This window comes from Mesorhizobium sp. CNPSo 4688 (assembly GCF_057784295.1).
On the sequence record NZ_JBWLUY010000008.1, the window covers coordinates 46,313 to 60,368 of the forward strand.

Sequence of the window (14,056 nt, forward strand, 5' to 3'; positions counted from 1 at the left end):
CGCTGGGTCAGCGCGTTTTAGCGGTCGCCAGCGCGCGTGAGAACGCGGTGGCAAAACTCTCACGGGAATCTGGGTCCAGGAATGAGCCGATCGGTACATTCTGCCCCTGTGCTTCCACTGTCATCCTGGTGATGCCGATCTCGGCGTGGCGGGCGACGGAAAAGCGCGCCCAGAACGGATTGAAGCGATGCGCCTCCGATTTGCCCGAAGGCGCGGTCTTGCGGATGTCGAGGCTGGTGCGCGACACCGACACTTCTTCACGAGCGCGGGCCGCGCGGTAGTTGGCGCGGAAGGCGATGTAGACGGCGATCACGTCGAGCCCGAAGAAGCCGAACACCGGCCAGGCGCCGCGCGACAGGAAAAACGCACCGGTCACCACCCAACCGAACAGCAGCGCGCCCATCAGGATCAGGAAGCCCGTCCTGCCCAGCGACCGGTGTGGGGTCAGCAATGCGTGAAAGAAGGGCTCGTCAGCCTGAAACGAGGCGTTTGTGTCGCTCATGGCGGGATATTATAGGAGGGAAATGGCGAGCCCCAAGTCCAAAGATTCTTCCATGCCCAAAATCGAACTGCCGCCCGGGCGGCGCGACGGCTCGAACGCGAAGCCGCGGCCACGGCCGGCAAGGGTTCGTTCGCTCTACAGCGCCGCCGAAGTGCATGAGATTTTCCGGCGGTTTGCGGTGCAGCGGCCGGAGCCCAAGGGTGAACTCGAGCACGTCAACGCCTTCACGCTGCTGGTGGCGGTTGTGCTGTCGGCGCAGGCGACCGATGCCGGCGTCAACAAGGCGACGCGGGCGCTGTTCAAGATCGCCGACACGCCTGAAAAGATGCTGGCGCTGGGCGAGGCCAGGGTCGGCGAGTACGTCAAAACCATCGGGCTCTGGCGCAACAAGGCCAAGAACGTGATTGCGCTGTCGGAGGCGCTGATCCGCGACTATGGCGGCGAGGTGCCCGGCGACAGGGATGAACTGGTCAAACTGCCGGGGGTCGGGCGCAAGACCGCCAATGTCGTGCTCAACATGGCGTTCGGCCAGCACACGATGGCGGTCGACACGCACATTTTTCGCATCGGCAACCGGCTCGGCCTGGCGCCCGGCAAGACGCCGGAACAGGTCGAGCAAGGACTGCTGCGGATCATACCGGACGAGTATATGCGCCATGCGCATCACTGGCTGATTCTGCATGGCCGCTATGTCTGCAAGGCGCGCAAGCCGGATTGCCCGGCCTGCGTCATTGCCGATATCTGCAAGGCGGCGGAGAAGACCACCGATGTGCCGGCGCCGCTGGTGGAAATCGCTGCGCTCGGCCCTTCGGACGTCCCGGATAACTAGTTCTCCTCCACGAACACCTCTTCGCGCTTCTTCTTGACCGACGGCAGGAAGACGACGACGAGCACGGCGAGTGCCACGAGCAGCAGGCCGGCGCTGATCGGCCGCGTTACGAAGGTCGAGGGGTCGCCGCGCGACAGGATCATGGCGCGGCGCAGGTTCTCCTCCAGCAACGGGCCGAGCACGAAGCCGAGCAGCAGCGGTGCGGGTTCGCAGCGCAGCTTGGTCAGGACGTAGCCGAGCAGGCCGAAGAAGGCGACGGCATGGAGATCGAAGGCGTTGGTGTTGACGCTGTAAACGCCGATCGAGCAGAACGCCATGATGATCGGGAACAGCACGTAGTAGGGGATGGTCAGCAGCTTGACCCACAGCCCGATCAGCGGCAGGTTCAGCACGATCAGCATCAGATTGCCGATCCACATCGAGGCGATGATGCCCCAGAACAGCGCCGGCTGCTCGGTCGCGACATTGGGACCGGGCACGATGCCCTGGATGATCATGGCGCCGATCATCAGCGCCATGACCGGGTTGGCCGGAATGCCCAGCGTCAGCATCGGGATGAAGGAGGTCTGGGCGCCGGCATTGTTGGCCGATTCCGGCCCGGCGACGCCGGCGATCGCGCCCTTGCCGAATTCCTCCGGGTGTTTCGAGACGCGCTTTTCGACCGTGTAGCAGGCAAAGGCCGCAAGCACCGCGCCGCCGCCGGGCAGGATGCCGAGCGCCGAACCGATAATGGTGCCGCGCACGATGGGTGCTGCCATGGCCTTGAAGTCGTCGCGGGTCGGCATCAGGCCGGAGACCTTTTTGATCAGCACCGAGCGCTCGTGCTCGTTTTCGAGGTTACGCAGGATCTCGGCGACGCCGAACACACCGACCGCCACCGCGACAAAGTTCAGCCCGTCGGCATATTCGCGGATGCCCAGCGTGAAGCGCGGCGTGCCGGTGTAGATGTCGGTGCCGACAATGCCGAGCAGCAGGCCGAGCACGACCATGGCGAGCGCCTTGACGATCGAGCCATGGGCGAGCGCGATGGACGAGACGAGGCCGACGATCATCAGCGAAAAATACTCCGCCGCGCCGAACTGCAGGGCGATTGCCGTCAACGGCGGGGCAAAGACGGCGACGAGGAAGGTCGACACCGTGCCGGCGAAGAACGAGCCGATCGCGGCGATGGCGAGTGCTGCCCCGGCGCGGCCGTTCCTGGCCATCTGGTAGCCGTCGATGGCGGTGACGGCCGAGGAGGATTCGCCGGGCATGTTGATGAGAATGGCGGTGGTCGAGCCGCCATACTGGGCGCCATAGTAAATGCCGGCAAGCATGATGAGGGAGGAGACCGGATCGCCGATCTGGAAGGTGATCGGCAACAGCATGGCGATGGTTGCCGTGGCGCCGATGCCGGGCAGGACGCCGATCAGCGTGCCGAGCAGAACGCCGATCAGGCAGAACCCGAGATTGGCCGGCGTTGTCGCCGTCGAGAAGCCGAGTTCGAGGTTTTTGAGCAGGTCCATCTCATCACCTCAAAGCGGGAGCCAGGGGCCGAAGCGCTGGAACGGCAGCCCGAGCGCGTAGCTGAAGACCAGGACCGAAAACAGCGTCAGTGCGGCTGACAGCACAAGCGCGGTCACCGGCTTCATGCGGCTGCTGGCAAAGGAGGCGATCAGCGCGGTCAGGAAGATCGACGGGACGAAGCCGAGGCCGCGCACCGTCAGGCCGAAGAAGATCGGCGCCGGCAGGATGAACAGCATGCCGCGCCAGGCAATGGGGCCGATCGGCTCGCCCTCGACGCGCACCGCCTGGACAAGGATGATGGCGCCGAGCACGATCAGCACGATCGCCAGCACCAGCGGGAAATAGCCCGGCCCCATGCGGAAGGCGGTGCCGATCTCAAGTCCGAGCGATTGTATGGCGAAAAAGGCGCCGAAAAGGATGAACAGCGCGGCGCACAGGCCGTTTGTCCTGTCGATAGCGAAAGGTTTCATGACGGTCCTCCCCAGACCTTGCAGCGGCCTGCCGTTGCAAATGTGAAACGGGTGTCGAAGCGAAGACGGGGCGCTGGTCGTGCCCCGTTCAAGTCCCTCAGTCGGCGTACTGGCCGGCGGCTTCGATGATCGGTTTCCAGCGCGTGATCTCGCTTTCCAGCTTGGCCTTCAGCGCCGCCGGCGTCGCATCGGCTTCGGATGACGGCTTGGTGCCGAGTTCGGCGAAGCGGGCGATGACGTTGGGGTCCTTCAGCGCGACCTGGAGCGATTTCGAGAGCCTGTCGGTGATCGCGGCCGGCGTGCCCTTCGGCGCATAGAGGCCGTGCCAGATGCCGACCTGCACAGCGGGAAGGCCGCCTTCGATAGTCGTCGGGACGTCCTTCATGACGTCGAGGCGTTCCGGCGTGGTGACGGCATAGGCCTTGATCGTGCCGCCCTGGATCTGCTTGGTGGTGTTGGTGGTCTGGTCGCACATGATATCGACCTGGCCGCCGAGAAGGTCGGTCATGGCCGGGCCGGTGCCCTTGTAGGGCACCGTGACCAGCGGCGTGCCGATGGCGCTCATGAACAGCATGCCGCACAGATGCGAGGCAGCCCCGATGCCGGCATTGGCGACGGTGATGGAGTCCTTGTTGGCCTTGGCGTATTCGACCAGCCCTTTGAGGTCTGTCGGCTCGAGGTCCTTGCGGGCGACAATGGCCATCGGCACCTCGGTGACGAGGCCGACATACTCGAAAGCGTTCAGCGTGTCGTAGGCGAGCTTCCTGTAGAGCGTGGCACTTGTCGCCATGCCGATGTGGTGGAGGAGCAGCGTGTAGCCGTCAGGGTCGGCGTTGGCCACGCGGCCGGCGCCCAGCGTGCCGCCGGCGCCGCCGACATTCTCGACGATGATCTGCTGGCCGAGATCCTTCGACATGGCTTCGGCGACAAGGCGCGTGACCGTATCGGTCGGACCGCCGGCTGCAAACGGCACGACGACGGTGATGGTGCGCTCGGGATAGGCCTGTGCTGAGGCGGTGAAGGAATAAAGCGTGACGGCCGCGGCGGCGGCCAGGGCGGCAACAAATTTCCTCATCTTAATTCTCCTCCCAGGATATCAATTTCCAATCGCTGTGCAGGTCCGGCAGCGATGGGGCAACAAAGGCAGGCTAACAGATTGTCGCCCGACGCAAACTGTTAAATACAGCCGTGCGCAACCATGGCGATCAGTGGGGAGTATGCCCGGCGGAGATGGGGTTTCGTGTTGGCGTTGCTTCAATAACCGTAGCCGCGCGCCATCGCCGCTGCGAAGACCGGGATCAGCAGGAAGATGAAGGCTTCGGCGCGCACATGGGTCTTCACCGAAGCGAGCTCGGCCGCCGGCACCTGGAAGCCCGGACTGGCGCTGGCCTGCCGGTTCCAGGACAGGAAACGGATGGTGGGCACGATGGACAGCAGACCGACGACAGCGAATGCCGCCATCTTGGCCCAGAACACCCAGTTGTAGACGTAGAACTCCCAGCCCTTCAGGCCATAGATGACACGGCCAATGCCGATGATGATGATCAGGCTGGCGATGATGCCATAGTGGCGGTCAATGCCGGCAAGCCGTTTGAGCGTGGCGGCGGAGAGGTCGCCGCGGATCAGGACAAATTCGGCGCCGATGATGCCGGCCAGCGAGAACACCAGCAGGTGATGGAAAATGGCAAGCACAAGATCGGTGGTGTCCATGGCGTTCTCCTCCCATTGGCGGTATCGAGACCGGCCCTCGCCGGGCCGGCTGCGGAAGGTAGCATCGTTCGGCAGAATTCCCAGAGGCGGGCTGCTTCTGGTCCAGTCATCAGTGTCATTGACGCCACATCCTGACAACTAGCTTGATTGATCGAGATAGCTTGCCTGGCCGTACGATGATGCGGCCTGGCCCTTGTCCGGGCGCGCTGGTTTGCTAAGCGCTGCCACGTCAACGGAGGCAGAGTTTCATGGGCAGTCCAAAAACAGCCGGCGTTCCGGTTCTCGAAACGGAGCGGACCATCATGCGGGCGCATCGGATCGATGACTTCGACGACTATGCCGTCATGTGGGCCAGTCCCGTCACCACCCGCTTCATCGGCGGCAAGCCGCGGACGCGCGAGGAAAGCTGGATGCGGTTTCTGCGGCACGCCGGCCTGTGGTCGCTGCTCGGTTACGGCTTCTGGGCGGTCGAGGACAAGGCCAGCGGCCGCTTCATCGGCGAGGCCGGGTTTCACGATCTGAAGCGCGATATCGAGCCGTCGCTCGAAGGCATCCCCGAAGCTGGCTGGGCGCTGGCGCCGCAGGCGCATGGCAAGGGTTTTGCCAGCGAAGTCGTCAGGCGGGCGCTGGCCTGGGGCGACGAAACCTTTGCCGGTGCCAGAACCGTCTGCATCATCGATCCGGAAAACACCGGCTCGCTGAACGTCGCGGCAAAATGCGGCTACATCAAAGTGCTGGAAACCACCTATCACGATGGGCCGACCATCCTGCTCGAACGGCGGGTGTGAAGCACTTCATCGACGCAATTGCCTCGTTCTGCAAAAATTGCCATCCTGATCTAGCTACGCAGTTCCTGTGGGGAAAACCGCTCGCACTTTTCCTGGAATTGCTCTTTGGGGGAGGCTGACCATGCGTACGATCAATGCGATACTTGCAAAGCTTTTCTGGGCCGGGCTGCTCATCTTTGCGACCGTGCGGCTGGCTGGCGCCGATGCGACGGTGCCGACCGCCGACATCGAAGGCGCGGCCGACAATCATCTGGCCAAGCGTTATGAGGGGTCCTTCATCGTCTCCTACGAAAAATTCGCCTATACCGATTTCACCGTGCCGCTGTCGCCGCTGAAGCCGAGCGCCGATGCGGACGCGCGCGATACGATGAACAATCGCATCTATGCACCGGACAAGAAGGCCGAGGTCGAGGGTGCGCTGACCCGCATCGCCTATGTGCTGCCGGCCGAGCGCTCGCCGCTGGAAGTGCTGCGCAACTATCAGGATGTGATCGAGGCGGCCGGCGGCGAAGTCCTGTTCGAATGCAAGAAGGAAGAGTGCGGCGGCGCTGCCGACCGGTCGTCGAGCGGCGGTGGCGGCGACATGAGCCTGATGATGTATTTCTTCCATGAAAGCGACATCAAGGACGCGGCGTTTTCCAACGGCGCATGTGCGTTGACTTCGGGCCTCAACGACCAGCGCTTTTTCGCCGCCAAGGTGCCGCAGGACGGCGGCGACGCGTACGTCACCGTGCAGGCCTATTCCCTGATCAACGACCTCTACTGCAAGGAACTCAACGGCCGCACCATCGCCGTCGTCCAGGTGCTGGAGCCGAAGGCGCGCGACAAGAAGATGGTGGTCGTCGAGGCCGCCAAGATGGCGGATTCGCTCTCCACCACCGGCTCGATCTCGCTCTACGGCATCTTCTTCGACACCGACAAGTCTGACATCAAGCCGGAATCGGAGCCGACGCTGAAGGAGATCTCGACGCTTTTGACCAACGAACCCGGCATGGCGGTGATCGTCGTCGGCCACACCGACAATCAGGGCGCTTTCGACTACAATATCGACCTGTCGTCGCGGCGGGCGCAGTCGGTGAAGGCAGCCCTTGTCTCGAAATACGGCATTGACGGCGGGCGGCTGACTGCCGCCGGCGCCGGCATGATGGCGCCCGTCGCCAGCAATGACGACGAAACCGGCCGTGCCAAGAACCGGCGCGTGGTGCTGGTCAAGGCGAACTGACGAAGTCCGGCGACGGCTTTTCTTGTCATCCGGCCTTGCGCAATTTTCGCGCAAGGCCGTTCCAACGATATTTGTCCGTCCCCTTTGCCGGCCCCGCTGGATTCAGCAGCGTCATGGAGGCGTTGAAAGGTTGCGGCCTGGCAATCGCATAGCCTTGCGCATAGTCGACGCCGATGGTCTTCAGTGCCGCGATGATGCCGTCACTTTCAACGAATTCGGCAATGGTGCGCTTGCCCATCACCTTGCCGATATGATGGATCATCTCGACCATGGCACGGTCGATCCGATCCTCCAGCATGTCCTTGACGAAGCTGCCGTCGATTTTCAGATAGTCGACGGGCAGGTGTTTCAGGTAGGCGAAGGACGACATGCCGGAGCCGAAGTCGTCGAGGGCGAAGCGGCAACCCAAGCCGCGCAGATCGGCAATGAAGCGCATGGCATTGGCGAGATCGGCGATGGCGCTGGTCTCCGTGATCTCCAGACAAATCATTTTCGGCGGAATGCCATAGGCAAGAAACTGCTCGCGCAGGAAGCCGAGGAAGGTTTCGTCGCCGAAGCTGGCGCCGGAAAGATTGATGGCACAAGTGGTGATGGGAGAGGCCGTTGGATCGGCGAGGCGCGCCGCCAGGACGCCGAAGGTGTTGCGCACGACCCAACGGTCGATCGACGGCATCAACCCATAGCGCTCGGCCGCCGGAATGAAGCTGGCAGGCGAGACGACGAGACCGTCCTCGTCGGTCAGCCGCAGCAGGATCTCGATATGCGCGCCGGCTTCGGCGGCCGCCTCGTTCAGCGGCCAGATCTCCTGGGCATGAAGCGCAAAGCGATTTTCTTCCAGCGCGGCATGGAGGCGCTGAACCCAGGCCATCTCGCCGAAGCGTTCGCGCAAGGCGACATCGCTGTCGCTGTGCAGCTGAACCCGGTTGCGGCCTTTTTCCTTGGCCATGTAACAGGCGACATCCGCAGCCCGCAGGGTCTCTTCAAGCGTGATTTCGGCATTGGTGATCTGAACCATGCCGATACTGACGCTGCTGTTGAAGGGCCTGGCATCCCAGGTGAAATGCAGGTCCTGAACCGTTGCACGCAGGCGTTCGGCGATATCGACAGCGAGATCCGGACTGCAATCGAACAGCAGAACGCCGAACTCGTCGCCACCCAGCCGCGCCAGCATGTCGCCCGGTCGCAGCGCATTGCCGAGGAGAACGGAAATCTGCCGCAGCAACTGATCGCCGGCCGCATGGCCACACGTATCGTTGACAAGCTTGAACTGATCGAGATCCAGGTACATCAGAGCGTGCTGGCGGGACTTGTGACGCAATTCGGCGATTTCCGACGCCAACCGGCTTTCGAAGTCGTGGCGGTTGGCAAGTCCGGTCAGCGCGTCATGCGAGGCCTGCCAGGAGAGCCGCTCGATGTAGTCCTGCTCGCGCGTCATGTCGTGGAAAGCCAGCACTGCGCCAACCACATGGCCGGAAATGAGCAGTGGTGCCCCGGTCAGCGCCACGGGAATGACCGAGCCGTCGTCGCGCTGCAGTAGTTGCGGGCGGACGTTGGGGCGACGTGGCTCGCCAGCCAGCAGGCGTTCCGCCAACCCGAGTTCCTCGACACCGGTGTCCTTGTCCAGCAAGCGGAACAGCGAGGCGATCGGCTTGCCCCTGGCCGTGTGGAGCGAGTGTGCCAGCAGCCGCTCCGCGACGGGGTTCATGTAGTCCACCAGTCCGTCCGCTTGCGTGCTGATGACAGCCTGGCCAATCGAGGCGAGGGTGATCTGGGCGCGCTCGCGTTCGGCATTGAGGGCGGATTGGAAAGCCCGGCGCTGCGCCAGCAGTTTGCGGGTGCGCCACACGGCGAGCAGGATGAGCAAGGCGGCGGTAGCCAGGTTGGCGAGCGTCAGCGCCACCTTGATGAAACGGGATCCCTCGCCGAGGCTGTCGGAGAAGGCCTTGGAAAGGGGACCGATCAGATGGTTGAGTTGATGGATTTGCGCTTTCCAGGTGCTGATTTGCGCAGCCGAAACTGCCCCTTCCAGAAATCCTTGGTGGATCGTGGTGCCGAGCCGATCGATTTCAAGAATCATGCTGTCGGCGGCCGTCCAATGCTGGATGGCAATGTCGAGATAGCTCACCTTGCGGAAGTTCTGGAACAGCCAGATCAATCCCGCCAGATCGTCAGGGTGGTTGCCGCCTTGCAGGAAGCCGGCGCGGGCGGCGCTGATGTCGGGTTCGGGCTGCTCGAGGGCAAGTCGGGCCGAACGATCGGCGAGTGGAATGGCGATGGCCTCGCGATACTCGTTGAAGAATTCTTCCTTGCCGGTTTCGGCATAGAGACTGAGAAAATAGATGGCCTGTTTCTGTCCCTTGGACCAGTGGCTCTCGCCGCCGACATAGGCGCGTACCGCCGAGAGCGTGTAAAGGCTGCCGCTGGCAACCAGAGCCTGGACAAGAACCACGAGGATGAATGGCCAGACCAGCCCGAGAAGACGGGGGCTGGTGTCTGTTGGTGACAGCCTCATCAAGCTTCCATGGGAATAGCCATGGCTCCTCACGAATTGCCTGCCGACCAGATGCCGGCCGGCCGACGCCCTCTCCCCATGTCGCCCATATCCGGCGACGCTTGTTTGACTAGCCTACCGGCATTAACAGCCAATAAATTCTTCGGCTATTTGCTACCGGATTGGCCCGATTTCTGTAAAATTTGCTTACGCGGCGTCAGGGGTGCAATCTTTCGCAAAAGCTGCATTGTATTCGAGTGAACTACTAGAATACATTCGCGGTCGGGGGGCCGCAAGAGCGGGTGGAAACACTGTGTGACCGCTTGCTTGATTGCGTTGCGGGGCTTGATTGCGCTAGGTGAGGTTGCCTGCTTTCTCGCCTGCGCGTTCAAGGGCTGACGCGTCCTCGCCGAAGGCACGCGTGGCACGGGCGGCAGCCTCCAGCAGGGCCGGCGTCATGCGGCGCAGAAAGGCCATATCGACGCGCGTCGACGGGCCGGCGAGCGTCAAGGCGCCGAGCAGAACACGGCCCGGTCCGAACACCGGGGCCGACACGCCGGCCGTCTCCGGGTCGCGGTCGCCGATCGACAGATAGTGGCAGGCCTGGCGAATTGTCTCGTAAGGCTCGCCCGGCTGGCCTGAAAACGCCGCCAGCACGCGACCACCCGAGCCGGCGAGCAACGGCAGCACATCGCCTTCCCGGATCGTGTAGCGGATCGGATGCTTGGATTCGACGCGGTAGAGGCAGGTGCGGGCGTCACCCGAGCGGACATAGAAGGCCACGCTTTCCCAGCTACGCTCGGCGAGATCGCGCATGATCGGCAGCAGGATGTCGACCGCCACCACCGAGCGCTGGTAGAGCGCGCCGAGCCGGAAGGTGGCCGGCCCGATGCGGTAGCGGCCATCGTCGAGCCGCTCCAGCAACTGGCCACGCAGCAACGAGTTCGCCAGCCTCAATATTGTGCTCTTGTAGAGCCCGGTGCGCGCTGCGATCTCGGCCAGGCTGAGCGAGCGGTCGGCGGTGGCGAAAGCGTCGAGAATGGCGATCGCGCGGTCAAGCGCGGCGACGCCACCTGCCTGTAACGGCTGGGATCGCGCTTCGGTCATCTCACGGACGGTTTCATTCCGGTTTACTCGTTCGGACCAGAGCGGTTGGGGGGGGGAAAACCGATCACACTTTTCCTGGAATTGCTCTAGGCCGATCGGCGCGATTGTGCCGCACATCCCATGTTCTGTCTAGTAGAACGTCGTTCCTGTTGACAGAACGTACCGAAATCGGCATGAATTTTTACCGAGCGGGTCTGTTTTCAGGCTACGTTTCTGGCAGGCACCGGAGGAGGTGTCGTGATTTGGAGGAATCCCATGCTGAACAGACGCAGATTTTTGATGAGCACCGCAGCCGCAGGCGCTGCCGTTTTCGTCGCAACGCATTTGACGCCCGCCTTCGCTCAGGATGCACCGCAGATCCAGATCTTCGTGCCGGCCGCGCCCGGCGGCGGCTGGGACCAGACAGGGCGCACCATCGACCAGGTGCTGCGCAGTGAAAAACTGATCTCCGGCTCGCAGATCACCAATGTCGGCGGCGCCGGCGGTACGGTCGGCCTGCCGCAGTTCATCAGCCAGTGGAAGGGCAAGGGCAATTCGCTGATGGTTGCCGGCATGGTCATGGTCGGCGCCATCATCGCCAACAAATCGGCCAACAACCTCTCCGAAGTCACGCCGATCGCCCGCCTTACCGGCGAGTTCGAGGCGCTGGTGGTGCCGGCGGATTCGCCGTTCAAGACGGCCGGCGATTTCGTTGCCGCGCTCAAGGCGGATCCGACCAAGGTGCCGGTTGCCGGCGGCTCGGCCGGCGGCTCCGACCACATACTCTTCGGCCTGATCGCCAAGACGGTCGGCGTTCCGGCAACCAACCTCTCCTATGTGCCGTTCGCCGGTGGCGGCGAGGCGCTGTCGGCGCTGCTCGGCAACCAGGTGGCGGCCGGCATTTCCGGCTTCGGCGAGTTCTCCGAGCAGATCAAGGCGGGCGCGCTTCGGCTGTTGGCGATCTCCGCCGACAAGCGCCAGGACGGCATCGACGCACCGACGATGAAGGAAGCCGGCATCGATGTCGAATTGTTCAACTGGCGCGGCGTCTTTGCACCGCCCGGCGTGTCCGATGCCGACAAGGCGGCGATGGTCACGATGATCGAAACCATGGCCAAGAGCGACGCCTGGGCAACCGAGTGCAAGAACCGCAACTGGACGCCCATCCTGTTGACCGGCGACGACTATGCAAAATTCCTCGCCGACGACACCGCACGCATCACCGCGATCCTCAAGGATCTCGGCCTCGCCTAAACCTCCAAGGGGGCGGCCAACACCGCCCCCTTCCGACTTCGCCTGCGGCATGGACATATCATGCGGTGGGAGTGAAACTGCGGATGCGGCCGGCGGGAGGATGCCGGCCATATTGGGAGGACATTGATGAGCAGCAGCGACCAGCAGCCGGCGCCCCCGCGCCTAGCCATGCCCGAATTCTTGATCGGCATCGGGCTTCTCGCCTGTGCCGCGGCCGTGGCTTGGCAGACCCTGGCGATCCCGGTGTCGCCGCTCTATTCCAAGGTCGGGCCGACCGTCTTTCCCTACATCACCATGACCGGCATGATCGTGCTTTCGCTGCTGCTCATCCTTGCCGCGGTGCGCGGCGGCTGGCAGCCGCCGGAGGAAAAGGAAACGCCGACCGACTGGAAGGCGATGGGCATCGTCATTGCCGGTCTGGTCGCAAATCTGGTGCTGATCCAGCCGCTCGGTTTCACCGCCGCCTCCGTCATCATGTTCGTGCTCGTCTGCTACGGCTTCGGCAGCAGGCACACGCTGCGCGATGCGCTGACTGGTCTGATCCTGGCGCTGGCAGCCTATTTCGGCTTTGCCAGGGCGCTCGGCGTCAACATCGGCGCCGGCTTCATCGAAAACCAGCTGAACACGGTGATCGACGCGATCATCACGACGTTGAGGGGCTGACGCCATGGAGACGCTCAGTCATCTCGGACACGGATTTTCCGTCGCTTTCTCACCGATGAACCTGCTGTGGTGCCTGGTCGGCACCACGCTCGGCACCGCCATCGGCGTGCTGCCCGGCCTCGGGCCGGCACTCACCATCGCGCTTTTGTTGCCGATCACCTACCAGGTGGCGCCGGAGGCCTCCTTCATCCTGTTCGCCGGCATCTATTACGGCGCCATGTATGGCGGCTCGACGACGTCGATCCTGCTCAACACACCCGGCGAAAGCGCCACCATCGTCACCGCGCTGGAAGGCAACAGGATGGCCCGCTCCGGCCGTGGCGGCGCGGCACTGGCGACGTCGGCGATCGGCTCCTTCGTCGCCGGCACCATCGGCACGCTGGGCGTCGCCTTCCTGGCACCGGTGGTGGTGAAGTTCGCGCTGGCTTTCGGGCCGGCCGAATATTTCTCGCTGATGGTGCTCGCCTTCATCACCGTCTCGGCAGTGCTCGGCTCGTCGTCCGTGCGCGGCCTCACCAGCCTGTTCATCGGCTTTGTCATCGGCATGATCGGCGTCGACCTGCAGACCGGACAGCCGCGCTTCACCTTCGGTATGAACGAACTGCTCGACGGCGTCGATGTCATCATTGCCGCGGTCGGCTTGTTTGCCGTCGGCGAGACGCTCTACATGGCCTCGCGCCGCTATGCGGGCAAGGACGAGATCGTGCCGCTCAAGGGCTCACTTTACATGACGGCGGCCGAATGGGGGCGCTCGTGGAAGCCATGGCTGCGCGGCGCTTTCATCGGCTTCCCGATTGGCGCCATGCCGGCCGGCGGCGCCGAAATCCCCACTTTCCTGTCCTACGCCATCGAAAAGAAGCTGTCGAAGCACAAGGAGGAGTTCGGCACGGTCGGCGCCATCGAGGGCGTGGCTGGCCCGGAAGCCGCAAACAATGCCTCGGCCGCCGGCGTGCTGGTGCCGATGCTGACGCTCGGCCTGCCGACTTCGGCGACAGCCGCGATCATGCTGTCGGCCTTCCAGAGCTACGGCATCAATCCGGGACCGCTGCTGCTGACGACGCAAGCCGATCTGGTCTGGGGCCTGATCGCCAGCCTGTTCATCGCCAACGTCATCCTGGTCATCCTCAACCTGCCGCTGATCGGGCTGTGGGTGCGGCTGTTGAAAATTCCGGCGCCGCAGCTCTACGCCGGCATCCTGGTGTTCGCCACCGTCGGCACCTATGGCATCTCGCAATCGCCGATCGATCTCATCATCCTCTACCTCCTGGGGGCAGCCGGCTTCCTGATGCGGCGCTTCGATTTCCCGACCGCGCCGGTGATCATCGGCATGATTCTGGGGCCGCTCGCCGAAACGCAGTTCCGCCGGGCGATGACGATCTCGAATGGTGACTGGTCGGTGTTCTACACCCACAAGCTGTCGCTGGTGCTGCTGATCCTCGCCTTCATCGGGCTGGCCGGTCCGCATATCTGGGCCTTCATTGAGCATAGGCGCCGGCGTGGACCGGAGCATGTGCCGGGCGATGCGTGAACGACCT

The 14,056-nt window shown here is 63.5% G+C and carries 13 protein-coding genes; 6 read left to right on the forward strand and 7 right to left on the reverse strand.

All coding sequences use genetic code 11. From position 1 onward, the window contains the following. Positions 1-7: 7 nt before the first annotated feature. A complete protein-coding gene (locus tag AC04SH_RS16230; protein WP_112562662.1) occupies positions 8-502 on the reverse strand; it encodes a DUF2244 domain-containing protein in 495 nt (164 codons plus the stop codon). Between the two features lie 22 nt (positions 503-524). On the opposite strand from AC04SH_RS16230, the gene nth reads away from it, so the two are divergent. Continuing rightward, entirely contained in the window at positions 525-1,331 is an 807-nt protein-coding gene (gene nth, locus AC04SH_RS16235) for an endonuclease III (RefSeq protein ID WP_477233260.1), read from the forward strand. Here the strand turns inward: nth and AC04SH_RS16240 are convergent. The 4 genes from AC04SH_RS16240 to AC04SH_RS16255 all read right to left on the reverse strand — a co-directional run bounded on the left by AC04SH_RS16240 (position 1,328) and on the right by AC04SH_RS16255 (position 5,017). Further along, complete coding sequence (locus AC04SH_RS16240) at positions 1,328-2,836, reverse strand: tripartite tricarboxylate transporter permease (protein WP_488575768.1); 1,509 nt, start codon at positions 2,834-2,836, stop codon at positions 1,328-1,330. The genes nth and AC04SH_RS16240 overlap by 4 nt on opposite strands. 9 nt (positions 2,837-2,845) lie before the next feature. Further along, positions 2,846-3,307, reverse strand: a complete 462-nt coding sequence (locus AC04SH_RS16245) for a tripartite tricarboxylate transporter TctB family protein (protein WP_477233258.1) — start codon at positions 3,305-3,307, stop codon at positions 2,846-2,848. A gap of 97 nt (positions 3,308-3,404) precedes the next feature. Continuing rightward, positions 3,405-4,382, reverse strand: coding sequence for a tripartite tricarboxylate transporter substrate-binding protein (locus AC04SH_RS16250; RefSeq protein ID WP_488575769.1), 978 nt, complete (start codon positions 4,380-4,382; stop codon positions 3,405-3,407). Positions 4,383-4,561: 179 nt separating this feature from the next. Further along, positions 4,562-5,017: a DUF2214 family protein gene (locus tag AC04SH_RS16255; RefSeq protein ID WP_488575770.1), complete on the reverse strand. Its 456-nt coding sequence runs from the start codon at positions 5,015-5,017 to the stop codon at positions 4,562-4,564. 248 nt (positions 5,018-5,265) lie between these two features. Between AC04SH_RS16255 and AC04SH_RS16260 the strand changes: the two genes are divergently transcribed. Together AC04SH_RS16260 and AC04SH_RS16265 are read left to right on the forward strand one after the other, a co-directional pair. Continuing rightward, positions 5,266-5,805, forward strand: a complete 540-nt coding sequence (locus AC04SH_RS16260) for a GNAT family N-acetyltransferase (RefSeq protein WP_488575771.1) — start codon at positions 5,266-5,268, stop codon at positions 5,803-5,805. A gap of 121 nt (positions 5,806-5,926) precedes the next feature. Beyond that, positions 5,927-7,027, forward strand: a complete 1,101-nt coding sequence (locus AC04SH_RS16265; RefSeq protein ID WP_488575772.1) for an OmpA family protein — start codon at positions 5,927-5,929, stop codon at positions 7,025-7,027. A 25-nt stretch (positions 7,028-7,052) separates the two neighbouring features. On the opposite strand, the gene AC04SH_RS16270 is transcribed toward AC04SH_RS16265, so the two are convergent. Further along, complete coding sequence (locus tag AC04SH_RS16270) at positions 7,053-9,539, reverse strand: EAL domain-containing protein (protein ID WP_488575773.1); 2,487 nt, start codon at positions 9,537-9,539, stop codon at positions 7,053-7,055. A 333-nt stretch (positions 9,540-9,872) separates the two neighbouring features. Then, positions 9,873-10,625, reverse strand: a complete 753-nt coding sequence (locus AC04SH_RS16275; RefSeq protein ID WP_488575774.1) for an IclR family transcriptional regulator — start codon at positions 10,623-10,625, stop codon at positions 9,873-9,875. A 255-nt stretch (positions 10,626-10,880) separates the two neighbouring features. Here AC04SH_RS16275 and AC04SH_RS16280 point away from each other — a divergent pair, with 255 nt between their 5' ends. From AC04SH_RS16280 to AC04SH_RS16290, 3 genes are all read left to right on the forward strand, one after another. Continuing rightward, positions 10,881-11,858, forward strand: coding sequence for a Bug family tripartite tricarboxylate transporter substrate binding protein (locus tag AC04SH_RS16280; protein WP_488575775.1), 978 nt, complete (start codon positions 10,881-10,883; stop codon positions 11,856-11,858). A gap of 126 nt (positions 11,859-11,984) precedes the next feature. Then, positions 11,985-12,521, forward strand: a complete 537-nt coding sequence (locus AC04SH_RS16285) for a tripartite tricarboxylate transporter TctB family protein (RefSeq protein WP_488575776.1) — start codon at positions 11,985-11,987, stop codon at positions 12,519-12,521. 4 nt (positions 12,522-12,525) lie between these two features. Beyond that, positions 12,526-14,049 carry a tripartite tricarboxylate transporter permease gene (locus AC04SH_RS16290; RefSeq protein ID WP_192259134.1) on the forward strand — a complete coding sequence of 508 codons (1,524 nt, stop codon included), beginning with the start codon at positions 12,526-12,528 and terminating at the stop codon, positions 14,047-14,049. Positions 14,050-14,056 lie beyond the last annotated feature (7 nt).

Excerpts from the sequence above, each read along its gene's own strand:
- AC04SH_RS16245 (WP_477233258.1), bottom strand. The coding sequence starts at position 3,307 with ATGAAACCTTTCGCTATCGACAGGACAAACGGCCTGTGCGCCGCGCTG.
- AC04SH_RS16230 (WP_112562662.1), bottom strand. The coding sequence starts at position 502 with ATGAGCGACACAAACGCCTCGTTTCAGGCTGACGAGCCCTTCTTTCAC.
- nth (WP_477233260.1), top strand. The coding sequence starts at position 525 with ATGGCGAGCCCCAAGTCCAAAGATTCTTCCATGCCCAAAATCGAACTG.
- AC04SH_RS16265 (WP_488575772.1), top strand. The coding sequence starts at position 5,927 with ATGCGTACGATCAATGCGATACTTGCAAAGCTTTTCTGGGCCGGGCTG.
- AC04SH_RS16240 (WP_488575768.1), bottom strand. The coding sequence starts at position 2,836 with ATGGACCTGCTCAAAAACCTCGAACTCGGCTTCTCGACGGCGACAACG.
- AC04SH_RS16255 (WP_488575770.1), bottom strand. The coding sequence starts at position 5,017 with ATGGACACCACCGATCTTGTGCTTGCCATTTTCCATCACCTGCTGGTG.
- AC04SH_RS16250 (WP_488575769.1), bottom strand. The coding sequence starts at position 4,382 with ATGAGGAAATTTGTTGCCGCCCTGGCCGCCGCCGCGGCCGTCACGCTT.
- AC04SH_RS16260 (WP_488575771.1), top strand. The coding sequence starts at position 5,266 with ATGGGCAGTCCAAAAACAGCCGGCGTTCCGGTTCTCGAAACGGAGCGG.
- AC04SH_RS16285 (WP_488575776.1), top strand. The coding sequence starts at position 11,985 with ATGAGCAGCAGCGACCAGCAGCCGGCGCCCCCGCGCCTAGCCATGCCC.
- AC04SH_RS16290 (WP_192259134.1), top strand. The coding sequence starts at position 12,526 with ATGGAGACGCTCAGTCATCTCGGACACGGATTTTCCGTCGCTTTCTCA.
- AC04SH_RS16280 (WP_488575775.1), top strand. The coding sequence starts at position 10,881 with ATGCTGAACAGACGCAGATTTTTGATGAGCACCGCAGCCGCAGGCGCT.
- AC04SH_RS16270 (WP_488575773.1), bottom strand. The coding sequence starts at position 9,539 with ATGAGGCTGTCACCAACAGACACCAGCCCCCGTCTTCTCGGGCTGGTC.
- AC04SH_RS16275 (WP_488575774.1), bottom strand. The coding sequence starts at position 10,625 with ATGACCGAAGCGCGATCCCAGCCGTTACAGGCAGGTGGCGTCGCCGCG.